Annotated in this window: 23 protein-coding genes; 13 read left to right on the top strand and 10 right to left on the bottom strand. The window is 62.6% G+C overall.

The features are described from left to right. Positions 1 to 98: 98 nt before the first annotated feature. Complete coding sequence (locus PCO31010_RS16765) at positions 99 to 1,397, bottom strand: ATP-binding protein (protein ID WP_150665233.1); 1,299 nt, start codon at positions 1,395 to 1,397, stop codon at positions 99 to 101. A gap of 25 nt (positions 1,398 to 1,422) precedes the next feature. Then, positions 1,423 to 2,145, bottom strand: a complete 723-nt coding sequence (locus PCO31010_RS16760) for a response regulator (RefSeq protein WP_373275364.1) — start codon at positions 2,143 to 2,145, stop codon at positions 1,423 to 1,425. Between the two features lie 269 nt (positions 2,146 to 2,414). Between PCO31010_RS16760 and PCO31010_RS16755 the strand changes: the two genes are divergently transcribed. Both PCO31010_RS16755 and PCO31010_RS16750 read left to right on the top strand, forming a co-directional pair. Then, on the top strand, positions 2,415 to 3,317 hold the full coding sequence (locus PCO31010_RS16755; protein WP_174984845.1) for a MipA/OmpV family protein: 903 nt from the start codon (positions 2,415 to 2,417) through the stop codon (positions 3,315 to 3,317). 42 nt (positions 3,318 to 3,359) lie between these two features. Beyond that, a complete protein-coding gene (locus tag PCO31010_RS16750) occupies positions 3,360 to 4,466 on the top strand; it encodes an SDR family oxidoreductase (protein WP_150665230.1) in 1,107 nt (368 codons plus the stop codon). Positions 4,467 to 4,551: 85 nt separating this feature from the next. Here the strand turns inward: PCO31010_RS16750 and PCO31010_RS16745 are convergent, their stop codons facing one another. The 3 genes from PCO31010_RS16745 to PCO31010_RS16735 form a co-directional block, all read right to left on the bottom strand. Then, positions 4,552 to 5,460, bottom strand: a complete 909-nt coding sequence (locus PCO31010_RS16745; RefSeq protein WP_150665229.1) for a LysR family transcriptional regulator — start codon at positions 5,458 to 5,460, stop codon at positions 4,552 to 4,554. Positions 5,461 to 5,555: 95 nt separating this feature from the next. Continuing rightward, the gene (locus tag PCO31010_RS16740; RefSeq protein WP_150665228.1) at positions 5,556 to 6,473 is read right to left on the bottom strand and encodes a carbohydrate kinase family protein; all 918 of its coding nucleotides are present in this window, start codon (positions 6,471 to 6,473) and stop codon (positions 5,556 to 5,558) included. A gap of 87 nt (positions 6,474 to 6,560) precedes the next feature. Next, positions 6,561 to 7,352 (bottom strand): sulfite exporter TauE/SafE family protein, encoded by a 792-nt coding sequence (locus tag PCO31010_RS16735; protein ID WP_150665227.1) that lies wholly within the window; start codon positions 7,350 to 7,352, stop codon positions 6,561 to 6,563. Between the two features lie 134 nt (positions 7,353 to 7,486). Between PCO31010_RS16735 and PCO31010_RS16730 the strand changes: the two genes are divergently transcribed. Further along, a complete protein-coding gene (locus PCO31010_RS16730; protein WP_246184640.1) occupies positions 7,487 to 8,389 on the top strand; it encodes a LysR substrate-binding domain-containing protein in 903 nt (300 codons plus the stop codon). Between the two features lie 283 nt (positions 8,390 to 8,672). Further along, positions 8,673 to 10,085: a methyl-accepting chemotaxis protein gene (locus PCO31010_RS16725; RefSeq protein WP_150665226.1), complete on the top strand. Its 1,413-nt coding sequence runs from the start codon at positions 8,673 to 8,675 to the stop codon at positions 10,083 to 10,085. A gap of 97 nt (positions 10,086 to 10,182) precedes the next feature. On the opposite strand, the gene PCO31010_RS16720 is transcribed toward PCO31010_RS16725, so the two are convergent. From PCO31010_RS16720 to PCO31010_RS16700, 5 genes are all read right to left on the bottom strand, one after another. Then, complete coding sequence (locus tag PCO31010_RS16720; RefSeq protein WP_246184639.1) at positions 10,183 to 10,494, bottom strand: hypothetical protein; 312 nt, start codon at positions 10,492 to 10,494, stop codon at positions 10,183 to 10,185. 496 nt (positions 10,495 to 10,990) lie between these two features. Further along, positions 10,991 to 11,557, bottom strand: a complete 567-nt coding sequence (locus tag PCO31010_RS16715) for a hypothetical protein (protein WP_150665225.1) — start codon at positions 11,555 to 11,557, stop codon at positions 10,991 to 10,993. A 173-nt stretch (positions 11,558 to 11,730) separates the two neighbouring features. Further along, the gene (locus tag PCO31010_RS16710) at positions 11,731 to 11,868 is read right to left on the bottom strand and encodes an entericidin A/B family lipoprotein (protein WP_039374867.1); all 138 of its coding nucleotides are present in this window, start codon (positions 11,866 to 11,868) and stop codon (positions 11,731 to 11,733) included. Between the two features lie 113 nt (positions 11,869 to 11,981). Continuing rightward, positions 11,982 to 12,188 carry a CsbD family protein gene (locus PCO31010_RS16705; protein WP_039400354.1) on the bottom strand — a complete coding sequence of 69 codons (207 nt, stop codon included), beginning with the start codon at positions 12,186 to 12,188 and terminating at the stop codon, positions 11,982 to 11,984. Between the two features lie 218 nt (positions 12,189 to 12,406). Next, positions 12,407 to 13,912 (bottom strand): sensor histidine kinase, encoded by a 1,506-nt coding sequence (locus PCO31010_RS16700; RefSeq protein WP_174984840.1) that lies wholly within the window; start codon positions 13,910 to 13,912, stop codon positions 12,407 to 12,409. A 297-nt stretch (positions 13,913 to 14,209) separates the two neighbouring features. Between PCO31010_RS16700 and PCO31010_RS16695 the strand changes: the two genes are divergently transcribed. The 9 genes from PCO31010_RS16695 (at position 14,210) to PCO31010_RS16655 (ending at position 21,608) form a co-directional block, all read left to right on the top strand. After that, the gene (locus tag PCO31010_RS16695; protein WP_150577609.1) at positions 14,210 to 14,386 is read left to right on the top strand and encodes a DUF1328 family protein; all 177 of its coding nucleotides are present in this window, start codon (positions 14,210 to 14,212) and stop codon (positions 14,384 to 14,386) included. A gap of 119 nt (positions 14,387 to 14,505) precedes the next feature. Next, on the top strand, positions 14,506 to 14,667 hold the full coding sequence (locus PCO31010_RS16690) for a DUF1328 domain-containing protein (protein WP_039374862.1): 162 nt from the start codon (positions 14,506 to 14,508) through the stop codon (positions 14,665 to 14,667). 170 nt (positions 14,668 to 14,837) lie between these two features. Then, positions 14,838 to 15,395 carry a ferritin-like domain-containing protein gene (locus PCO31010_RS16685; RefSeq protein WP_150665322.1) on the top strand — a complete coding sequence of 186 codons (558 nt, stop codon included), beginning with the start codon at positions 14,838 to 14,840 and terminating at the stop codon, positions 15,393 to 15,395. A gap of 72 nt (positions 15,396 to 15,467) precedes the next feature. Further along, entirely contained in the window at positions 15,468 to 16,109 is a 642-nt protein-coding gene (locus tag PCO31010_RS16680) for a response regulator (protein ID WP_039400349.1), read from the top strand. Positions 16,110 to 16,120: 11 nt separating this feature from the next. After that, entirely contained in the window at positions 16,121 to 16,543 is a 423-nt protein-coding gene (locus PCO31010_RS16675) for a response regulator (protein ID WP_150665223.1), read from the top strand. Between the two features lie 160 nt (positions 16,544 to 16,703). Next, positions 16,704 to 17,738 carry a methionine ABC transporter ATP-binding protein gene (locus PCO31010_RS16670; protein WP_150665222.1) on the top strand — a complete coding sequence of 345 codons (1,035 nt, stop codon included), beginning with the start codon at positions 16,704 to 16,706 and terminating at the stop codon, positions 17,736 to 17,738. Continuing rightward, entirely contained in the window at positions 17,728 to 18,381 is a 654-nt protein-coding gene (locus PCO31010_RS16665; protein ID WP_039400341.1) for a methionine ABC transporter permease, read from the top strand. The genes PCO31010_RS16670 and PCO31010_RS16665 overlap by 11 nt, the downstream gene beginning before the upstream one ends. 61 nt (positions 18,382 to 18,442) lie before the next feature. Beyond that, positions 18,443 to 19,255 carry a MetQ/NlpA family ABC transporter substrate-binding protein gene (locus tag PCO31010_RS16660; protein WP_046291043.1) on the top strand — a complete coding sequence of 271 codons (813 nt, stop codon included), beginning with the start codon at positions 18,443 to 18,445 and terminating at the stop codon, positions 19,253 to 19,255. Positions 19,256 to 19,691: 436 nt separating this feature from the next. Then, positions 19,692 to 21,608: a GGDEF domain-containing protein gene (locus PCO31010_RS16655; protein ID WP_246184638.1), complete on the top strand. Its 1,917-nt coding sequence runs from the start codon at positions 19,692 to 19,694 to the stop codon at positions 21,606 to 21,608. The last annotated feature ends 37 nt before the right edge of the window (positions 21,609 to 21,645 follow it).

The raw sequence follows: 21,645 nt of genomic DNA, 5'->3' as shown, positions 1-21,645 counted from the left end.
AGGGGATGTGGGAATTGCGTTATTTATTTGCAAAAACTCAAACGTTCACAGCGGTTTCTGCAAATAAACAACGCAGGCGACACGAAGATTGTGCGCTTTCAGGCGGGCGGTGCAGGCAACGTGATCGTGAAGCGGGCGCCGCCGAGTGGCGAGGTGTCGACGCGCACGCGCCCGCCGTGGAGTAGCGCGATGCGCCGCACGATGGCCAGGCCCAGGCCGAAGCCGCCCGTCGCGCGATTGCGGCTGCTGTCCAATCGGTGGAACGGCTCGAAGATGCGGGCACGCTCAGCGGGCGGGACACCCTCGCCGTCGTCGTCCACGTAAATCATCACCTCGCCGTTCTCGCACGCCCGCGCGCCGCAGACGATGCGTCGTGACGTGTGCCGCATCGCATTGTTGAGCAGGTTCTGTACCGCACGTGCCATCAGCTTAGGCTCCACCTCCACACGATCCGCGCCCGGCTCGGCCGCGATGTCCAGGGCAATCGAGCGCGTCGCCAATACCTCCGTGCAATTCGCCGCAAGACTGTCGAACATCAGGCGCAACGACACCGTCTGGCGCATCGGCGGCGCAGTGATCTGGTCGAGTCGGGCCAGCGAAAGCAACTCCGTCACCAGTTCGTCCAGCTCGCGGATGTCGCCCTTGAGGGCGTTGATCCGGTCGTCTGCGTCCGGTTCCTGACGCCGTTGCTGCAAGATCTCCAGCCCGAAATCCAGTCGCGCAATCGGCGTGCGCAATTCATGCGACACGGCATTGATCATGTCTTTCTGCGCTTTGATGGACCGCTCGATACGGTCGGCCATGGTGTTGAACACGCGCACCAGCGCGGTCAGATTCGAGAAGCGTGACACCTTGGCACGTGAGCTGAAATCGCCTTCGCCAAAGCGAATTGCCGCACGATTGAGCGATTTCAGATCCGTCCAGTACCAACGCACCCAGGTCAACACGGAGATCAGCATGAGTATGGCCACCACGGCATAGGCGAGGTAATTGATCTGTTTCATGCTCAGATCGGTACCGCTTTCCGACGTCAGAACCCACTGCGAATTGCGCAGGCGCATGGCGTAGTGCTCGCCGTCGGTGCCGTTCACGATCGGCAGCCCCGCTTCGAGATCCTGGCGAAGATACTCGCGTTCTACCGGGAAATCCTTGAGCGGCTGGAGGGTCAGGGTGTCCTGCGTCTTCGAGGCAAATTCTTTGACGAACTGCGGCCACTCGGATTCCGGGATATCACCGAGTTTCTCGTTGATCAGCCACGCATAACCGCCCAGTTGCTTTTGCGCGGAGCTGTTCATGGTGTCCAGAAACAGATGGCCGAACGTGTAGGTGATGATCAGAATCGACGCAACGATAGAAATACCGACCAGCGCGTACAGCTTCAATAGGACGCGAAACATGCCCTAACTCTCCCTTTATTTCCCTTCAACTTTCCCAGGCCGAGGGGCTGAACAGATAGCCCCGGCCCCAAACGGTCTTGATGCGCTGGGGTTCACCGTCAGTGTCTTCGAAGCGTTTGCGCAACCGGTAAATGCCCACATCCACCGTGCGATCGATGCCGTCGAATTCGATGCCGCGCAACTGCTGAAGGATCTCGTCGCGCGTGACCACTCGCCCCGCACCGCGCGCCAATATCAGGAGCAGGCTGAACTCATTGGACTTGAGCTCGACCGTTGCGCCGCGCCAGAACACCATGCGGTCGCGCGGCACGATGCGTAATTGCCCGAACGCGAGTCCGTCGTCGTTCTCGAGTTCCAGCTCGGTGCTGGGCACGACACGCCGTAACAGCGCTCGAAGCCGCGCCAGCAGCAAGCGAGGCTCGACCGGCTTGACGACGTAGTCGTCCGCCCCGACTTCCAGCCCCGCCACCTGATCGTAGGTGTCTTCGCGTGCAGTGAGAATCAGGATCGGCGTGGTACTCACGGCGCGCAACTGGCGGCAGATTTCCATGCCGTCCATTCCCGGCAGCATCAGATCGAGGATCACGATGTCCGGCGAAAACGCGCGAAACCGCTCCAGCGCGCGCGAGCCGTCGCCCACGACCATCACTTCAAAGCGGTAAGCGTGCAGATATTCGGTAACGAGCGCGGCAAGGCGTGCATCGTCTTCGACCAGCAAGACTCGATACATGGTCGTTATTCCTGTCAATTTTTCTGTGCCGCCCGGTTTTCCACGTCCGGCGTTCCGCGTCCGACGGCCGGCAGCACTCCCGTGAGGCGCATTTTACTGCCCTGGAGGCCCGCCAGGCGGGCGTTTCAAACCTTCGAACAAATGAAAACATTTGTTCACAACTCTCCTAAATCGGATAACAGCCACGCGAAGGCTTCTTGCCTACCATGCGTTCAACTTGCGATCCATCCGCAGATTGCAATGCCAAGTTCCCACTACTGAAACTCATCGAATTTTGTAGGAGTGCCATGAAAAGCCGTCTCGCCAGCCCCCTCCGTCGCCTTCGCGCCCACCGAAGCCATTGCGGCAATCGCCATTTGCACCCTCTCATGGCAGTGGCGGCGGGCGTGCTGTTCGCGGGTGTCGCATCGCCCGCATTAGCTGTCGAGCCGGCCCGATACAGCGGCATTCAGCCGGACCAGAGTCTGCCCACGAAGGCGGCGGACAGCGGCTACGAATTCACCCTTGGCGGTGGCGTCGGTGTCTCGCCGCGCTACATGGGCAGCGACGAATATCGTGCGACGCCCGCGTTGAACCTGGCGTTGCAAACGCCTATCGGCGTGTTCATCGGCCTGAGCGGCATCGGTTATCGCCTGTCGCTGCCCGCGGGCTTCTTCGTGTCCGCTGCACTTTCGTATGACGGCGGACGCAAGGACGACCCCAAAGGGCTCGACGCCGGTTCGAAGAAGCTGCGCGGCATGGGCAACATCAAGGGCTCGCTCTTCACCACGCTGCAAGCTGGCTACACGATCAGCGATCTGGCCGTCGTGAGTGTCGCGACCGACATTGCGCTGACCAACCGCGATCGCGGCAACATCTACCGCTTCTCGGTCGATAGCGTGATCTACAAGTCGGCGGCCGATTCCGTCGGCATCGGCGCTACCGCGCACTTCGCCAGCGGCAAGTACGCGCAAACCTATTTCGGTGTGACGGCCAACCAGAGCCTGAACTCCGGCTTCGGTCAGTACGCCCCCGGCGGCGGCCTGTACGGCGTGAGCCTGACGGCGAACTGGACGCACAAATTCACCAAGCACTGGAGCACGACGGTCGCGGGAGGCGTGATTCGCTACACCGGCAACGCGGCCAAGAGCCCCATCGTCTTCAACAAGACCAACTATCAGGCCGCGGCAACGCTCGACTACACGTTCTGATCGGGCGATCTGCGACGCATATCGTTCTGTGAGGCCATCGCCATGCGAATTCTCGTCACCGGCAGTACCGGTTTTGTGGGCGGCGCCGTTGTCGCCCAACTTCTGAAGGACGGCTTCGGTCCGTCGTTATTGCTGCTCGTGCGTGCGCGCACCAGCAGCGACGGTCTTGCCCGTGTACGCGCCGCAATGGACCGTTTTCGCGTGGCACCCGTGCATCGGCTGACGCTCACCGAAGCGAACATCGTTTGCGGCGATCTGGCGCAGCCGGTGACGTTCGACGACGACCCGCGCATGCGCAGCGTCACGCACGTGATTCACGCGGGGGCGATTGCGAGCTTCTCGGCACATCCGCAACTCGATACCGTCAACGTGACCGGGACGTTGGCGCTGGCGCGCGCAGTCGCGGCGTCGCCGGTGCTTGAGCGCTTCGTGCACGTCGGCACCGCCATGGCGTGCGGCGACGCGTTGTCCGGCGTAGTGAAGGAATCGCACGAGCTCGCGTTTGCCGACCATCAGGTGGTGGCCTACACGGCGTCGAAGGCGGAGGCCGAGCGGCGTCTGCGCAGCGAGTGGCCGGGCCTGCCGCTGGTGATCGCGCGGCCATCCATCGTGGTGGGGCACACGCGCCTCGGCTGCGAGCCGTCAGGCAGCATTTTCTGGATGTTCCGGATGGTGCAGTTGCTGGGCGCATTCACGTGCGGGCTTGACGACCGTCTCGACGTCGTGCCGGTCGATTACTGCGCCGATGCGCTCATCGATCTCGCGTTCCTGCCCCGACTGCGTCACGACCTGTATCACGTGTCGGCGGGAGAGGGCAGTGCGCGCACGATTCGCGAAATCGAGGCGGCGCTGGCCAGAGCGCGCGGTGTGGCGCCCCTTGGCGAGCGCTTCCGCCACATCGGCGAAGCGGAGATCGACCGGCTGACGCCTGCGCTGGCGCGTCAGTTGGGACATGGCAATAGCCGTCTGATGGCGAAGGCGTTGCGTCGCTATGGCGCTTTTGCGGCGCTCGACTATGTGTTCGACAACCGTCGTCTGCTCGGCGAGGGCACGCCTCCGCCGCCTGCCGTGACTGACTATCTGGACGTGTGTGTGCGGTCATCGGAAGCGACGTCGGTCGCCGAGCAGATGGCCTGGGATTTCAAATAAGGTCGTAGGAGATCGGCCTGACGCGCCGATCCGGTTCGCGATGCGACGAGTGCCGTGCGGCGCACGATGGGGTCGTTGTCACGTGTCACCGCATCGGGGCCGGATCGGTGGCGTCCCCTGCAAAACACTGGGCGAGAAAGCGCTCGGTGGGACGCGACAACGCGTCGGCATGTGGCACGAGCGCGGTCAGCAGACGCTTGAGGCCGTGCGGCGGATCGATGCGCACGGTGGCCAACGCCGCGTCTTCGTGACGCATCGACATCGCGGACACGAAGCCCACGCCCATGCCTGCGCGCACGGCTTCCTTGATACTTTCCACCCCCGCAAGTTCGAGCGCGACGCGCGGCTCCAGTCCCGATACCGAGAAGGCGCGCGCCACCAGCGCTCGCACCCCGGAGCCGGGCTCGCGCATGATCAGTGGATAGGCGGCAATGCTTTGCAGCGACGCGCCCTCAGGATGCTGCGCGAGCGGATGATCGGCGCGCGCAATCGCCACGATCTCGTCGTCGCGCCACGGACGCACCGCAATCTCCGGTGATAACCCCGGCGGCACCGCCCCCTCGATAAATGCGACGTCGAGCCGGTCGAGCTGCGCCACGATCTCGCTCGTGTTGCCGTCGATGATATGCAGCGCGACCGCCGGGTAGCGTTGATGGAATTCTGCGATGACGTATGGCAGCAGATAGCTCGCGGGCGTCGTACTTGCGCCAATGCGCAGCGCGCCCGTCTCCAGTCCCCGCAAGCTGTCGCGCAACGCCATCGCCTGACGGTAATCCTGACGCAGCTTGTTCGCGTAGACGGCCACCTGCTCGCCCACGGCGGTCAGACGGATACCGCGTCCGTCACGCCGGTATAACGGCTCGCCGAACGACTCCTGCAACAGCCGCAATTGGCCGGAAACGGCTGGCTGCGACAGGTGCAACGCCTGCGCCGCATGGCTGATGTTGCCGAGTTCGGCCACCGTCGCGAAGGTCAGCAATTGGTCGGGCGTCATATTGTCGAATGTATCGGCTGGGGTGATGATTGGCTCTCATCATAGCCAGTATTCGGATGATTGACTCGACGCTTGCGTTCGAATCGCGGTGGAAGTCAGGTTCGAGCGAGCGCTTCGACATCGTCCCAGCCGGACGCGTGCGCACCAGTGCGGGTGCAGGCCAGCGCGGCGGCAGCCGCAGCACGGCGCAAATGGACGGCGAGCGGCGCGTCCGGCATTCGGGACAGGCTGGCTAACCAGCCACCGATAGCCGCGTCGCCCGCGCCAACGGTGTCGGCCACTTCGACACTGAACGCCGGTTGGACGAGGACACTGCCGTCCGGCAGCAGCAAGCGCATGCCACGCGCCCCATCCGTCAACAGAATCTGCGCTTGCGGGGCGATGCGACGCACGTCCGCGAGGGCGTCGTCGTCGGGAAGTGTCGGGTAGAGGCCGCGCAAGTCTTCGACTGAGAGCTTGAGCCACGTCGAGAGGCGCGCCATGCGAATGAACGTGGCGAAATACGCAGGCCCCATCAGATTCCGAAGATTCGGATCGAAGCTGATCGCGACACCGGTGTCGTGCAACGTCTGCGCGATGGTGAGCAGCGTGCTTGCCAGCGGCTCCCGAACGAGACTGATGCAGCCGAAATGCGCGACGTGTGCGGCATCCTGCCAGCCGACGGGCAAGGCCGCCGGATCGAATGCCAGATCGGCCGCGCCTTCACCGAGAAAGAAGTAAGCAGGCGGATCGTGCCGGTGCACGACAGCCACCAGCGGTGGCGCATCGACGGCCTGCCAGTAGCGCTCATCCAGCCCGGCTGCGCGGGAGAGCGCGAGCAATTCGGTCCCAAACGGAGCATGCGTGCTGATGGCGCCGCCGTAGCCCGTCGCCACGCCCATCGCCGCCGTCACCCGAGCGACGTTCCAGCATGCGCCGCCCGCACGGCTGATCCATTGGCGACCGTCGCTCTCCGGTTGACGGATCAGATCGGTGAGGGCTTCGCCAAAGACGAGCAGGGCGGGCAGAGACATGAGCGGAGCGTCGCGTAAGAATGGCCGTCAGCATACCTGCATACCTGCATACCCGCATACCCGCATACCCGCTTGCTGGCGCGATGTTTACCGGCTGCGTATCAGCAATGCGATGCCTGCGACCAGCACCACGAAATTCACCGCGCGCACGAACTGTTGCCGAGAGAGCCGCAACGTGATGTGCTTGCCGAGCCACATACCGACGATCATCGCGGGGATGAGCGAGACGGCTGTCACCAGCATCGACATGTTGGCGTAGACACCTGCCAGCAGGAACAGCACGGCGCGCGCGAGCGTGCTGAAGCCGATGAGCGTCGCCTGCGTTACGCGCATCGCCTCCACGCGCTCCAGACGACTCGTCAGATAGATGGCGAAGACGAAGCCCCCGCTGCCGAACATCGCCCCGAACATCCCCCCCACCGTCCCGAACGGAATCGCCCATGCCTGTGACAGACGCGATTTCGCGCGCGGCCCGATCAGCGAAAACACCGCATATGCGCAGACGAACCACGCCAGCGCCTTAAGCAGCACCTCCGGTTGCAGCCGCAACAGCAGCGCCCCGCCCGCGAGGCTGCCGATCGCGATGGCGGGCAGCAGACGTCGCAACTCGCTCATGTCGGCGGCGCGGGCATTGCGCAGGACATTACCCGATGCCGCGCTGAAGTCGAGCAGGGCGAGCATCGGCACGATTTGCGCGACAGGCATCGCGTAAGCCAGGAGGGGGCTGGCGACGAGCGCCGTGCCGAAGCCCGCGATGCCGAAAATCACATAGGCGACGACGAGCGCTGCGCTCATCAGCAGCCAGTGGCCGGGTGTTGGAAGGGCCGCAGTCAGTGAGCCGAGTGAGTCGAGCGCAGAAGTGGTTAGCGTGGTGAGCATGGTGACGGCGTTGAGATTCGATGCGGAGCGTGCTGGCGTAAAGGCCTGAGAGCACGCGGGTTTTCCGTCAGCATAGGGCCGCGTGCAGGCGTCGCGCCAATATAGAATGTGGCGATGTTCGATCTCGAAACGGCATGGTCATGGTGTCGCTGCGGCAGTTGCGTTATTTCCTGGAAGTGGTCGACGCGGGCGGGTTCAGCGCGGCGGCGGAGCGTCTGTTCGTCGCGCAGTCGGCGTTGAGTCGCCAGATCTCCGAGCTCGAAAAGGAGTTGCAGGCGGTGTTGCTCGAACGCTCGTCGAAAGGCGTGACGCTCACCCCCGCCGGGCGGACGTTCGTTACCGAAGCGCGACGCGTGCTGACCGAACTCGAAGGCTCCGTCGCGCTCACGCGCAGTGTGGCGCGCGGCGAGCAAGGCACCGTGCGGCTCGCGCATTCCAGTTCCGTGCCGTTCGCCGGGGGACTGCCGGTAGCGTTGCGTGCCCATTTGCAGGCGAACCCGGGCGTCACCGTCGATGTCTCGACGCTGTCGTCCGAACAACAACAGGACGAGGTCGAAGCCGGGCGCATCGACCTGGGGTTGGTGCGATTGCCCGTGCTGCGCCCCGCGCCGTCGCTCGTTTGCGAGACGATTGCGCGTGAGCGCTTGTTGCTACTGGTGGCCAGCGATCATGCGCTGGCAGATGTGGCATCAGTGAGCGTGGCGGCGCTCGCTGGCGAGCCGTTCGTGTCGCTGCCGCATCGCGAGCGCGGTGGACTGAGCTACCGGGTCGCGCAACTGTGTCAGCAACACGGTTTCTTTCCGGCGGCGGCTCCGGCAACTTCGCGCAAGGCGACCCTCGTCAATCTGGTCGCCGCCGGTTTCGGTGTGGCGATCGTGCCCGAGAGCCTGGCGGCGCTCGCCGGGCCGGATGTGCGCCGGGTTGCGCTCGACGACGCGAATGCCGACAGCGAAGTCGCGTTGCTGCGCCGCCGCGACGCGGGCGGGTTGGTCGTGGCACTGGCCGATGCGTTAGCAGGGGCATTGAAAGGGCCTTGAGAGGTCCTTGAAGGGGGCGTCGTGCCCGGCAGTAAGTCCCGCGTAAGCCTTGCGTGAGAGGGTGCCCCTATAAACGTCGAAAAATAGAGAAAACGGGGACGAATCACGCGAAGAAACCCTCAAGTCCGCCGTTTTTTCTCCCGTTATACTTTTCGACACCGGGTAAAAAAGATACCCATACGTGTGGCGCAGACGTCTATCCGGCGTTTTACGTTTTTGGCAGTTCCGGCGACCGTCTCGCCCTCGTCATAACAAGCAGATCAGAGATGCGAGGAGACTGACGATGGGGCTATTCACGCGCTCAAGGGGAGCGGGGCAGACCGTCAACATCATGAACGAGGTGGCGGACAACGCGGGCACCCTCGGTGTGGAGTTGTGCGATATCGCGGGCAACGTCGACGAAATCGCCGTTCGCATCAAGCGTCAGGCCGAAGTGTTTCAGGAGCTTCGCCGCGCCGCGACCGATACCAGCGAAGGGAATCAGCGGATTGCCGAGGCGGCGCGCGAAGCCCGCGACGTGGCCGATCGTGCCAGTGCGGAAATTTCGGCGTCGCGCAGTACGGCCGATGCGTCGCTCGCGTCGATTCACGGACTTGTCGAAGGCGTTTCCGGCATGGCGGACGAAATCTCCGGCCTGCGCGAAGCGCTCGATCACGTCGGCAAGGTTGCCGAAGGCATCTCCGTCATCGCGCGTCAGACCAATCTGCTCGCTCTGAATGCCGCCATCGAAGCCGCACGGGCCGGGGCGGCGGGACGCAGCTTCGCCGTGGTGGCAACCGAGGTCAAGCTGCTCGCGAGCAAGACGGCCGAGGCCACGCAGCAGATCGAACACACGCTGGCGGCGCTCAGCGAGCGCACCGAGCGTCTCATGCGTGAGAGCAACGCCAACGTCGCGCGCGCTAACGACGCGCGCGAAGGCACTCGCGCCATCGCCAGCGTCATCGAGACAGCCGGTACGGCGCTCGATACGTTCGACCGTCAGGCCGGACAGATCGCACAGGCGAGTGAATCCATCGAAAACGAATGCAACACGCTCGCCGCACACGTCGACGAAATGGCCGATGGCGTGACGCATTCCGCCGATCATGTCGAGAGTGCGCGCGAGCGGATCAACGGTTTGCTGTCGGTGTCGGAGCATCTGATCGGTCTGATTGCCGAGGCGGATGTCGAGACGGAGGACACGCCGTTCATTCGGGCCGTGCGTCGCGCGGCCAGACAGGTCGGCGAAAGCTTCGAAGCGGCGCTCGCGAAGGGCAAGATCAGCGAGCAGGAGTTGTTCGATCGTCGCTACGAACCGATTCCGGGCTCGAACCCACAGCAGTTGATGGCGCGCTTTACACGCTTTACGGACGAGACGTTGCCTGCGATTCAGGAACCGTTGCTCGGCATGAACGAGCGCATCACGTTCTGTGCGGCGGTCGATGAAAACGGCTATCTGCCGACGCACAATCGCAAGTTCTCGCAAGCGCCGACGAACGATCCCGTGTGGAACGCCGCGCACTGTCGCAATCGACGTCTGTTTAACGACCGGACGGGGGCGGCGGCCGGGCGCAACACCAAGCCGCTGTTGCTGCAAACGTATCGGCGAGATATGGGCGGCGGGGAGTTCGTGGTGATGAAAGATGCGTCCGCTCCGATCTATGTGAACGGACGTCACTGGGGCGGCTTCCGGATTGCATACCGGGTGGCGCGCTGAGCTCCGCCGGAGACTTTCCTCTTTCATAAGCAAAACGCGCCGCCGACTTCTCAGTCGGCAGCGCGTTTTGTTTCAGCGAAGCCGGTCCGGCCGTCGATCAATAGCCGTACCAGCGGCCATGACGCCAGTAACCGCGCCCGTGGCCGTAGCCATACCCGTAGGGGCGACCGTAATACGCTGGCGGCGGGCCATAGTAGACCGGGGCCGGGGCGACATAGACTGGCGGCGGCGCAACATAGACCGGCGGAGGCGGCGCAACGTAGACCGGTGCCGGTGCATAAACCGGAGCCGGTGCGATCAGCGGTACACCAATACCGATTCCGACCGAAACGTGTGCCTGCGCCGTCCCGATCGCACCCGCGGCGAGCGCGACCCCGGCGATGGCAAGGGCGGCAAACTTGGTTTTCATGACATTTCTCCTGCGGACTTGGCAGCGTACTGATGACGGCACCCGAACGGCACCATGCCGTTCGACGCGCCCGGTGCCCGCCGGCACCCTGGTTCGTCAGATTCCTTGGCTTTACTTTACTGAAGTTCCGAAACGCGGGCGTAACGCAATTGTTGCAAAGTATGCGAAGCCATCCGGTGTGGGGAACGTTCGGGCGTAGAAAAGCGGCCGCCAAACGTGAAATTAAGGCCTCTATTCTATTCAGAATCAACGCTTTGCGCTCGTTTCGGTTGACATCGCCCCCCAAGTCCCGGGGTGGCCCGCCGCCTGCGGCGCGCGACACTTGTTACATTCATTTACATGGTGTGCCCGGCCTGTGGCGCAAAAACACCGGGCGAATGCCGCTTGCGCAACATTCGCCCGGTGCCGACGTCCGGCGCTCACCCGTGGTGACGGTCCGTGACGCCTCCTCCTCCCTGCTAAACCTGCTGTCGTTCTAGTCGATGATCACTTGTGCTTACTGGTGGTAGCGCGACTTGGCGTCGGCCACACAGCTGTCCTTGCTATTGCCCGCGAGGCTGTCGCAGCGCTCCATCGCGGCCTTGTATTGGGCCTTGTTGGCATCGGCGTTGGCATCCTGACGTGCCGCCATGGTGTCCTTGGACGATTCGCGGCTCGTACGCATGACCTTGGCGTCGCCGTAGGCCTTCGTCTTAGCGGCGTCAGCATCCTTCACACAGACGTCCTTGTCGTTGCCCTTCTTGTCGTCGCAACGCAGTTTGGCAACGCTGTAATCGGCGTCTGCCTTGGCGACGGCGGCATCGTAGCGGGCCTTCGGCGTTTGCTTGTAGTCAGCTTCCGCGTTGGCCTTGGCGATCTTCTCCTTGCCCTTCGCGTCTTCCACACAAATCTTCTTCGCGTTGTCCTTCATGTCGTCGCAACGCGCAGCGGATGCCTTGTAGTCGGCTTCGGCCGATTTCTGCGCAGCGTCGTAACGGTCCTTGGCCGCAGCATCGGCGGCGCTGGCCGCCGATGTGCCGAGCATGCCTGCCGCCGCGATGCAGGCGCAGGTCAGGACGTTCATAGCGATTCGATGTGACATCTCAAAGTCCTCCTAGTCTGGGGATTGGGCAAGCATGGAGGCGACGCCCGGACGGCATGGGGAATGAGCTATGCGCCGTGCGTCGCGTATTCGGGGGGATGTCGATGCTCTCGGGTACTGCGCGCCGGTGTGGTTAGACGCCGGTCGATACCGCGTTACTTGTTGCGGTCGGCTGCGCCCTGAATGGCTTCGCCGCCCTTTTCAACGTCCTTGCCTGCGCCGTGGATGGTGTTGCAACCGGCCAGGCCGAGTGCGAAGCCCGAAAGCAGTGCGATGGCGATCAATCGTTTCATTTTGATTTCTCCTTGGAGAGATGATGTCGTCCGAAGCGCATAGGACGCGCGAGCGGGGAGGGAAGGGCCACGCCAGCCTCCCGGCTGACATGGCTCACGCGAGCGACGCTGGCTTACCAGAGCTTGTGCTGGTTGTTCCAGGTGTCGACTTCCTTCTCGGCGTCGGCCTTGGCCTTGCCGTAACGTTCCTGGATAACACCGACGAACTTGTCGCGATTGCCTTCAATCTTCAGCAGATCGTCGTCGGTCAGATTGCCCCACTGCTTCTTCGCTTCGCCCTTGAGCTGGTTCCACTTGCCCTTGATCAGATCCGAGTTCATAAACAACTCCTCAGTGTTGGGTTAGTTCAGGTGCTTCTGCGGGGAGTCCGCGATTCCGTCATTTAGCGCACATCGGACGCCTATAGCGCGGCGTGCGCACGGAGACCACAATCCGCGCCTCTCACGGCGTCGGCAGGTGATTCCATGGTAGGGACTGCGAAGTGTTTGTGCTGTCAGCCGCGACGTCAACGCGGTGTAGGCGGAGTCGGGTTGCGCTGTCAGTGCATTCCGACCGGGGGGCGGGGAGGCTGCGAGGTGTCTGACGTGGCGGTGGTGTCGATGCCGTCGCGCGAAGGTGTCGCGTTCGACGATGCGATGGTCTTGCCGTCGGACGATGCCTCGCCCGATTGTGCGGAGACGGTGCTTTCGGTGACCTCGGTCGCGATATCCATCGCATCGGCCGGATTGCACAAGGGCAATACCACCTGAATCTCAGTGCCCAGACGCTGCGGCAGCGAGTGAATGTCGATGCGTCCACCCTTGGCCGAGACGCGCTGACGCATGCCGAACAGGCCGTGTGTCTTGGGCTTGTTGAACTGATCTTGCGTAAGGCCGATGCCGTTGTCGATCACTTCGAGGCGCACGCGTTGGTCGTCGCAGGCGAGGGCGATGCGCACAGTCGTGGCGCGCGCGTACTTGCCTGCGTTTGTCAGCGCTTCCTGCGCCACGCGGAACAGCACGATGGCGGTCGACTCGGGCAATGCGAAGTCTTCCTCGGGCAGATCGAGATCGAGCTGCCAGTGTTGCTGGTCGGCGGTTTCTTCCGCGAGCGAGCGCAGCGCGGTGACGAGGCCGAAGTTGATCAGCACGGTCGGGCGCAGATTCTCGATGATGCGGCGCTTGGTCTGAATGCCCGAATCGAGATTGCGTTGCGCGCGTGCGAGTTTTTCGGAAATCACCGGCTCGACGTTGCGCAGCTTGTGATGTGCCCACGTAACATCCATCTTGCACGCCGTAAGAATTGCGCCGAGTTCGTCGTGCAATTCACGCGACAGACGCGTCTTCTCGTCTTCACTCACGTTCTGCAAGTGGGTGGCCAGTTCGTCGAGCTGTTCGGTGCGCTCACGCACGAGCCTGTCGAGGTGGGCCTGCTGCTCGTGCAGCTGGTCGCGGGCGAGTTGTTCCTGACGCATCTGCTTGCCGAGCGAGCGGAACAACAAGATGAAGAGCAGAATCGTCAGCACCGACAGTGCGCCGGCGCTGACCGCCGAGATCGCCTGATCGAAGCGGCCGTCGTCCTGCGCCGTGCGGGCGCGGGCCAGCTCGCGGTTATAGAGGTCGGTAATGCCGGTCTGCACCGGTTCCATCGTCCCGATGCCGAGATTGGCCGGTGACAACGCTTCTTCAAGCGTCATTTCGCCCTGTGTCACGGCGGATCGCGCCGTGTCCATCGCCGTGATGCGCTGCGAGAACAAGGTCATGACGCGCGCGAATTCGCGTGTGGCCTGATCGTCACCCACATCCTTGTAGTGCTGGATGACGAGCGCGGAGAGATCGCGAATGCGTCGCACGGCCGACAGATACGGATCCAGATAGCTCGGATCGTTCGTGAGCAGATAACCACGCTGGCTCGCGACCACCGTCGAGGTGCGCGCAATGATCTCGTTGAGCTCGTTGGCGGCGGTCATGTTTTGCAGCGCCGCTTCGTAGGTGGAGGCGAGACGGCGGTGCGCCGACTCCAGTCCGATCAGACTCCCGACCGTGATGACGATCGCAGCGATCATGGCGATGATCCAGCTTCGGCGACGCAACCAGGACGTAAATCGGGGCATTGGGCGGGGTTTGAATGACCGTTGATAGCGGGGAGTGCCTTGATCATACGGCGAAAATCGCACCTTCCGGGCAATTGTCAGCAAATTCCTACGCAAAAACCAGCGCCGCGCGGGCAGTCCCGCGAGCGGCGTTTTTCTACTATTCATTCAGCGCCCTCGGGTTGGTGTGCTGCCCGACAAGGCAGGCGCCAGCCGCAGGGAGCCAGAGAAAGTCTCCGGGAAATGACACATTGAACCAAGGAGAACGCCATGCTGAAGTGGGCTTTGTTATTCGCGCTGGTATCGATCGTGGCAGGCCTGTTGGGCTTTACCGGGATCGCCGCCGGTGCCGCCGGGATTGCGAAGATTCTGTTCGTTCTGTTCCTGGTGCTGTTCGTGGTTTTCTTGCTGCTTGGCCTGACCGTCGCCAAGAAAATCGTCGACTAGAAGCGCGCTGCGGTGCGGTCGTATTTTGCGCCGCAGCATAGCCATGTGGCTCGCGGCAAGCGGTTCGCGCAGCGCTTGCCACATGGGCTAACGGGCCATCGACATTCAAGGAGGTTGCGATGCTTCACTATGCCGTTGTTTTCTTCGTGATCGCATTGATCGCCGCGGTTTTCGGTTTCACGGGAATCGCCGCCGGTGCGGCTGAAATCGCGAAGATTCTGTTCTTCATTTTCCTGGTGATCTTCCTGGTCACGCTGCTCTTCGGGGTGGTCCGACGATAGATACCGTCAAGGAACGCAGGGCGGCCTGAGCCGCCCTTCGCCATATCTGGCGTCAGTTATGGCATTAACGTTCCCTCGACCCCGGCAAACTCGCCAAACCGCTACAGGAGGATTCGCAGATGCACACCGCCAAGCAAGCTAAACAGCACGCCAAGCAGGCTAAGCACGCGATGACCGGTAATGGTCATAGCCAGCACGCGGGAGAGGATTTCGAAATCGACGTTCGCGCCCTGCGCGAGCGTGCCCGTGAGCACCTCGACGAAGGTGCCGTCACGGAGGACTATCGGGCCGATCGCGACGCGGTCGTCCACATGCTTAACGATGCACTCGCCACCGAACTGGTCTGCGTGCTGCGCTACAAGCGCCATCATTTCATGGCCACGGGGATTCATGCCGAGCCGGTGGCCGCCGAATTCGCCGAACACGCCACACAGGAGCAGGATCACGCGGATCGCATCGCGGCGCGTATCGTGCAACTGGGCGGTGAGCCGGATTTCTCGCCGGACAGCCTTTCCTCGCGCAGCCACGCCGAGTACGTCACATGTAAGACCCTGCGCGACATGATTCGCGAAAACCTCGTCGCCGAGCGTATTGCGATTGAGAGTTACCGCGAGATGATTCATTATTTGGGCGACCGGGATACCACAACCCGTCGTTTGCTCGAAGAAATCCTCGCCGTTGAGGAAGAGCATGCCGACGATATGCGGGATCTACTCGACCGGGAGTGATGGCCATGGCGCGCGCACCGAATTCACTCAAGTGCGGCCAGGAGGCCGACGGGGACAGTCTCTGGAGCTTAGATGTCACTCACAATAAAAATCCTCATTGCCGACGACCACGCGATCGTTCGTACCGGCTTCAAGCAATTCATTGCCGACGAGTCGGACATGGAGGTGCTGGGCGAGGCCGCGAGCGGGGACGAGGTGATTCGTGCCGTGCGCGAAACCGAATTCGATGTCGTGCTGTTGGATATCGCCATGCCTGACAAGAACGGCATCGACACCCTGCGCGTGATCAAGCAATTGCGACCCGAGCAGGGTGTGCTGTTCCTGTCCACGTATCCCGAAGCGCAATATGCAGTCAATCTGCTGCGCGCCGGTGCCGACGGCTATCTGATGAAGGATGCCGCGCCCGAGGAGATCATTCGGGCGATCCGGACGGTAGCGCGTGGTCATCGCTATGTGAGCGAAGTGACGGCGGATCTGCTGGCGCAAAAGCTCGACAAGCCGGTCGACGAACCCATGCACGAACAGCTCTCGGAGCGCGAATTCCAGGTGTTCTGCAAGCTGGCACAGGGACGCACGCCGACCGAGATCGCCGACGAATTGCATCTGTCGGTGAAGACCGTCAGCACTTATCGCGCACGTGTGCTGGAAAAGATGCATTTGAAAACCAATGCCGACCTGACGCTTTATGCGCTCAAGAACGGCCTGATCAGTTGAGAGAGGCTTTCATGTCAACTGGGAACGCAGCAACGCTTACAGGGACGCGAGCGCCCCTCAAGGTGCTGCTGATCGAAGATTCGGCGGTGATACGCGAGAGTCTGTCCGAAGCGCTCGGATCGAGCGGGATGCTGGAAGTGACAGGCGTGGCGGAGACGGCCGACGACGCGGTCCGTACCCTTGAAAACGATTCCTTCGACGCGGTCATCGTCGATATCCAGTTGCGGCGCGGCTCCGGCATGGACGTGCTGTCGTACCTGCACAGCAGAGGCATGCTGGAAAAGTTGATGGCGATCGTGCTGACCAACTATGCGCTCGCGACCTACCGCAAGCGCTGTCAGCAACTGGGCGTGCGGCACTTTTTCGACAAGTCGCTGGAGTTCGACGAAGTCATCAGAGTGCTCGACGATTTTGCCAACGAGCGGCGGGCCTGAGGCCTGCCCTCTCTATCTGCGAAATTCAGTATAAAGAGATCAAATTTTATTATTTTCAACTATTTAGGCGCATGGGCTAGAATATTGCCTTTGCGCTAAATAGAGTCTTGGCGGCGGCACTGTTCGGGAAGTTTCGGCAGTGGGGCTGCTATTTTTTTGCATGATCGAACTCCAGAACATTACCCAGCGCTTCGCTGGACCCAAGGGGCCGATCGACGCGCTTTCCAATATCAGCCTGTCGATCGAGCGCGGCGAAGTTTTCGGCATCATCGGCCGAAGCGGCGCCGGTAAGAGCACGCTCGTGCGTGTCATCAATCTGCTTAACCGTCCCAGCGACGGCTCGGTGCGGGTCGACGGTCAGGATCTGACCTCGCTGTCGTCCGACGAACTGCGTCAGGCGCGCCGTCGCATCGGCATGATCTTCCAGCACTTCAACCTGCTCAGCTCGCGCACCGTCTACCAGAACGTGGCGCTGCCGCTGGAACTCGCGGGCATGTCGGCCGCAGACATTCGCGCGAAGGTGCTGCCGCTGCTCGAACTCGTGGGCCTCACCGCGCAGAAGGATCGTTATCCGTCGCAGATTTCCGGCGGTCAGAAGCAGCGCGTGGGCATCGCCCGTGCGCTCGCGAGCGAGCCGCAAGTGCTGCTCTCGGACGAAGCCACCTCGGCGCTCGACCCCGAAACGACCCGCTCGATTCTCGAACTGCTCAAGCGCATCAACCGTGAACTCGGCCTGACGGTGGTGCTCATCACGCACCAGATGGAAGTGATCAAGCAGGTCTGCGACCGTGTGGCCGTGCTCGATGCTGGCCGCGTGGTCGAGCAGGGCGCCGTGATCGACGTGTTCCTGCGTCCGCGCCACGAAGTCACCCGTGCGCTGATCGGCGACGTGATTGCGCAGGAACTGCCCGAAGGCGTGCGCCAGCGTGTGGCGTCGCGCATCGGCAATGGCCACGACCATCTGTATCGTCTGGCCTTCTCCGGGGCGGGCGTGGACCAGCCGCTACTCTCCGAGGCCATTCGCCGCTACGAACTCGATTTCAACATCCTGCATGGCCAGATCGACGAGATCCAGGGGCAGGCGTTCGGATCGCTCGCCGTGATGGCGGGCGGCACCCCGGCCCGCGTGGCCGAAGCCATGGCGTTCCTCGCCAGTCAAGGCGTTGTCGTTGAGGAGCTGAGCCATGTGGAGTGAAATGTTCGATCTGTTCGTCTCGTCGTTCTGGGAGACGCTGATCATGGTCGGCATCTCCGGCCTCATCGGCGCGGTCGTGGGCGTGCCGCTCGGCGTGCTGCTGTACCTGACGGACCGCAACGGCGTGTTGCAGAACCTGCCGACCAACCGGATCGTCGGCATTCTCGTCAACGCTGTGCGCTCGACGCCGTTCATCATTCTGCTCGTCGCGGTGATTCCGTTCACGCGACTGATCGTCGGCTCGTCCATCGGTACGATGGCCGCCGTGGTCCCGCTCACCATCGCTGCTGCGCCGTTCGTGGCGCGTCTGGTGGAAACCGCGCTGCGTGAAGTGGACCGTGGCCTGATCGAGGCTGCCCAGTCGATGGGCGCGACGACCGGTCAGATCGTCATGAAGGTGCTGCTGCCCGAGGCGTTGCCCGGCATCGTCGCCGGTCTGACGATCACGTTCGTGAGCCTGGTCGGTTACTCGGCCATGGCCGGTGCGATTGGCGGCGGCGGCCTGGGCGACCTCGGCATCCGTTACGGCTATCAGCGCTTTCTGCCGGAAGTCATGATCACCGTGGTGCTGATCCTGATCGTTTTCGTGCAATTGGTGCAGACGTTCGGCGACTGGCTGGTGCGGCGTCTGAGCCACAAGTAAATCCCACATAACAACGGTTGCCGGTCGAACCGGCACTTCACTCACACACGCGAGGTTTTTCATGCAACGTCGTACGATTTTCAAGCTGCTGGCCGGTGTTGGCGCCGCCACGGTTTTCGCCACGCAATTTGCAGCACCTGCAGTTGCCGCTGACGCCATCAACCTGAAGGTCGGCGTGACGGGCGGCCCGCACGCCCAGATCTTCGACGAAGTGAAGAAGGTCGCAGCCAAGGACGGCCTTAACCTCAAGGTCATCGAGTTCAGCGATTACGTGCAGCCGAACGCCGCTCTGTCGTCGGGCGATCTGGACGTGAACAGCTACCAGCACCAGCCGTACCTCGACGCGCAAGTGAAGGACCGTGGCTACAAGCTCGAATCGATCGCCAAGACGGTGATCTTCCCGATGGGCATCTACTCGAAGAAGATCAAGTCGCTGGCCGATCTGAAGACGGGCGACAAGGTTTCGCTGCCGAACGATCCGACCAACGGCGGCCGTGCGCTGCTGTTGCTGCAAAAGCAGGGCCTGATCAAGCTGCGCGCCGACGCCGGTCTGAAGGCAACGCCGATCGACGTGGCTGAAAACCCGAAGAAGCTGAAGTTCGTGGAACTGGACGCCGCCCAACTGCCGCGCTCGCTCGACGACGTGGCCGTGGCCGTCATCAATACCAACTTCGCGATGGAAGCCGGTCTGAACCCGAAGAAGGATTCGATCGCCATCGAAGACGCGAACGGTCCGTACGCCAACGTGCTGGTCATCCGTTCGGCCGACAAGAACAAGCCGTGGGTCGCCAAGCTGATCAAGGCTTACCACTCGCCGGAAGTGAAGGCGTTCATCGAGCAGAAGTTCGGTGGCTCGGTCGTGACGGCCTGGTAAGTTTCGGGATGGCTCGACGGCGCACCGCTCGGATGCGCCTGACGAAAGACGGCAACGCTTCGCGGCGTTGCCGTTTTTTTTTCGTCCTTGTGCGACGCGAATCTCTCCATCAGGCTACGGATTCCCGCGTAGCGGGAGACGGGGGCGGGCGCTGCGTCGACATTTGTTGCAATTCCGATGCTGTCACGGTTTTGTCAAATAACGGCGATAGCCTGAGTGCCGAGTAAAAGAGGGTGCCCACGGGCACCGTCACAAGACGCGGATATGGGCCAAAGAGCAGCGACCGCACGTGAAACACGGGGAACGGGTGAGACTTCATCGGGGCACATCGAAGCAAAGATGCCCCCGGTGCGTAGGAGTGTGCCCGACACATGCCCGCATAACGTACAGCTGTTTGCATGATGCCGGCGCGCCGCACCGACTTACGGAGTCTCAGTTGAACCCTCTCCCGCCTGCCGCAGTTGCCGGGATACGTCCGCAGGATCGCTTTGGCGCTCCCGCGACAGCGCGCGATGCGCAGCCAGCTTCCGCTCTCTCTACCTTGCCCTCCGCTTCCACTCCCTACGTCGAGCCCGACGAAGCGTCGCTGCTCGCCGAGTTGTGCGAAGGCATCGGCCTGACCTGCGTGTTCCAGCCCATTGTCGATTTCCGCACGTCCGAAGTCGCGGGTTATGAAGGTTTGGTGCGTGGGCCTGCGGGCACATCGATTCATTCGCCGATGGCGCTGTTCGCTGCGGCGCGGCGTCACGGCGTGAGCGGGCCGCTCGAACTCGCCTGTCGACGTACTGTGCTGCGCGGGTTTGTGGAGCAGGACCTGCCTGAACGTCTGTTCCTGAACATCGGTCCGGTCACGCGTGCGCACCCCGGCGGTGGCGTGAGCGAATCGCTCGGTCTGGACGAGACGTTCGCCATGCTTCAGTCGTTTCGGCTCGCGCCGGAGCGCGTCGTGCTGGAGCTTACCGAACACGCACCCACGCTGGACCTGGCGAGCACGCGCGCGTCGCTTGCCGCCTACCGTGCGCTAGGCTTCGAAGTGGCGCTCGACGACATGGGCGAGGGCTATGCGAGCCTGCGCTTGTGGTCGGAACTGAGACCCGATTACGTCAAGATCGACCGGCATTTCGTCGACGGCATCGATGCCGACACCGTCAAACTTCAGTTTGTGCGCTCGATGCGCCAGATTGCGGAGACGAGCGGCACACGCGTCATTGCAGAAGGCATCGAGCATGCCGAGGAACTTCAGGTCGTGCGCGATCTGGGCATCTTTCTTGGGCAGGGGTATTTCATCGCGCGACCCGAAGCGCAGCCGCAGCGCGCCATCACGGCGAACGTGCAGGAAGTGGTGAACGAGCGTCGTGCTTACGTCCATCAGCAACCGAGTCAGTTGGGGGCGGGGAATGTGACGCTGGAGCGCATTGCATCGTACGTGGCTCCCGTCTCGCCGGACACGCGCAGCGAGGATGTTGTGGCGCGCTTCGAGAGCGATCCTGCGCTGGAAGTGCTGCCGGTGGTGGAGCGCGAGCGCGCCGTCGGGCTGATTGGACGGGCGTCGCTGATCGGGCGCTTTGCACGACCGTTCACGCGCGAGTTGTACGGACGCAAGCCGTGCTCGGCCGTGATGGAGCCGCGACCGCTCACGTTCGATAAGGCGGCGCGCGTCGAGGATCTGAGCCGGATGATTGCCGAAGGGGCGAGCCGTCAGATCGCGGCCGGTTTCATCGTCACGGATCAGGGGCGATATTTCGGTGTGGCGCAGGGGCACGCGCTGATGCGGCACATCACCGATATGCAACTGGATGCGGCGCGCTATGCCAACCCGCTGACGCTACTGCCGGGCAACGTGCCTATCGACGACTACATGGATCGCATGATCGGGGAGCGTCAATCGTTCCACGCCTGTTACGTCGATCTGGACAACTTCAAACCGTTTAACGACGTGTTTGGCTATCGTCGCGGCGACGACCTGATTCAACTGGTCGCGCGCGTGTTGATGGCGGTGCGCAATCCCGAGCGCGATTTCCTCGGACACATTGGCGGCGACGACTTCCTGATTCTGTTTCGCAGCCCCGATTGGGAGGCCCGTTGCCGCGAAGCGCTCACGCGTTTCGGTGAAGCGGTGACGGAGTACTTCCACCCGGATCAGATCGCGGCTGGCGGGTTCGAGGCGGAGGATCGTCGCGGCATGGTCATCTTCCATCCGATCACGAGTCTGTCGATTGGCGTGGTCGCGGTTACGCCGGAGAGCTTTCCGTCACACGTGGAAGTCTCGGCTGCTGCTGCCGATGCCAAGAAGATGGCCAAGCGCGCGCTCGGCAACAGTCTGTTCATCGAACGCCGTCGGGCGCATCGGTAAGCCGGTTGGCGGCGCTTCGTCACAATATAAAAAAGCC

This window comes from Pandoraea commovens, assembly GCF_902459615.1.
Taxonomy (GTDB): Bacteria; Pseudomonadota; Gammaproteobacteria; order Burkholderiales; family Burkholderiaceae; genus Pandoraea; species Pandoraea commovens.
This window is presented reverse-complemented; position numbering and strand designations above follow the sequence as displayed.

Bases quoted from the DNA above. Each gene is read 5' to 3' on its own strand.
- PCO31010_RS16765 (WP_150665233.1), bottom strand. From the start codon at position 1,397: ATGTTTCGCGTCCTATTGAAGCTGTACGCGCTGGTCGGTATTTCTATC.
- PCO31010_RS16755 (WP_174984845.1), top strand. From the start codon at position 2,415: ATGAAAAGCCGTCTCGCCAGCCCCCTCCGTCGCCTTCGCGCCCACCGA.
- PCO31010_RS16750 (WP_150665230.1), top strand. From the start codon at position 3,360: ATGCGAATTCTCGTCACCGGCAGTACCGGTTTTGTGGGCGGCGCCGTT.
- PCO31010_RS16745 (WP_150665229.1), bottom strand. From the start codon at position 5,460: ATGACGCCCGACCAATTGCTGACCTTCGCGACGGTGGCCGAACTCGGC.
- PCO31010_RS16740 (WP_150665228.1), bottom strand. From the start codon at position 6,473: ATGTCTCTGCCCGCCCTGCTCGTCTTTGGCGAAGCCCTCACCGATCTG.
- PCO31010_RS16735 (WP_150665227.1), bottom strand. From the start codon at position 7,352: ATGCTCACCACGCTAACCACTTCTGCGCTCGACTCACTCGGCTCACTG.
- PCO31010_RS16730 (WP_246184640.1), top strand. From the start codon at position 7,487: ATGGTCATGGTGTCGCTGCGGCAGTTGCGTTATTTCCTGGAAGTGGTC.
- PCO31010_RS16725 (WP_150665226.1), top strand. From the start codon at position 8,673: ATGGGGCTATTCACGCGCTCAAGGGGAGCGGGGCAGACCGTCAACATC.
- PCO31010_RS16720 (WP_246184639.1), bottom strand. From the start codon at position 10,494: ATGAAAACCAAGTTTGCCGCCCTTGCCATCGCCGGGGTCGCGCTCGCC.
- PCO31010_RS16715 (WP_150665225.1), bottom strand. From the start codon at position 11,557: ATGAACGTCCTGACCTGCGCCTGCATCGCGGCGGCAGGCATGCTCGGC.
- PCO31010_RS16710 (WP_039374867.1), bottom strand. From the start codon at position 11,868: ATGAAACGATTGATCGCCATCGCACTGCTTTCGGGCTTCGCACTCGGC.
- PCO31010_RS16705 (WP_039400354.1), bottom strand. From the start codon at position 12,188: ATGAACTCGGATCTGATCAAGGGCAAGTGGAACCAGCTCAAGGGCGAA.
- PCO31010_RS16700 (WP_174984840.1), bottom strand. From the start codon at position 13,912: ATGATCGCTGCGATCGTCATCACGGTCGGGAGTCTGATCGGACTGGAG.
- PCO31010_RS16695 (WP_150577609.1), top strand. From the start codon at position 14,210: ATGCTGAAGTGGGCTTTGTTATTCGCGCTGGTATCGATCGTGGCAGGC.
- PCO31010_RS16690 (WP_039374862.1), top strand. From the start codon at position 14,506: ATGCTTCACTATGCCGTTGTTTTCTTCGTGATCGCATTGATCGCCGCG.
- PCO31010_RS16685 (WP_150665322.1), top strand. From the start codon at position 14,838: ATGACCGGTAATGGTCATAGCCAGCACGCGGGAGAGGATTTCGAAATC.
- PCO31010_RS16680 (WP_039400349.1), top strand. From the start codon at position 15,468: ATGTCACTCACAATAAAAATCCTCATTGCCGACGACCACGCGATCGTT.
- PCO31010_RS16675 (WP_150665223.1), top strand. From the start codon at position 16,121: ATGTCAACTGGGAACGCAGCAACGCTTACAGGGACGCGAGCGCCCCTC.
- PCO31010_RS16670 (WP_150665222.1), top strand. From the start codon at position 16,704: ATGATCGAACTCCAGAACATTACCCAGCGCTTCGCTGGACCCAAGGGG.
- PCO31010_RS16665 (WP_039400341.1), top strand. From the start codon at position 17,728: ATGTGGAGTGAAATGTTCGATCTGTTCGTCTCGTCGTTCTGGGAGACG.
- PCO31010_RS16660 (WP_046291043.1), top strand. From the start codon at position 18,443: ATGCAACGTCGTACGATTTTCAAGCTGCTGGCCGGTGTTGGCGCCGCC.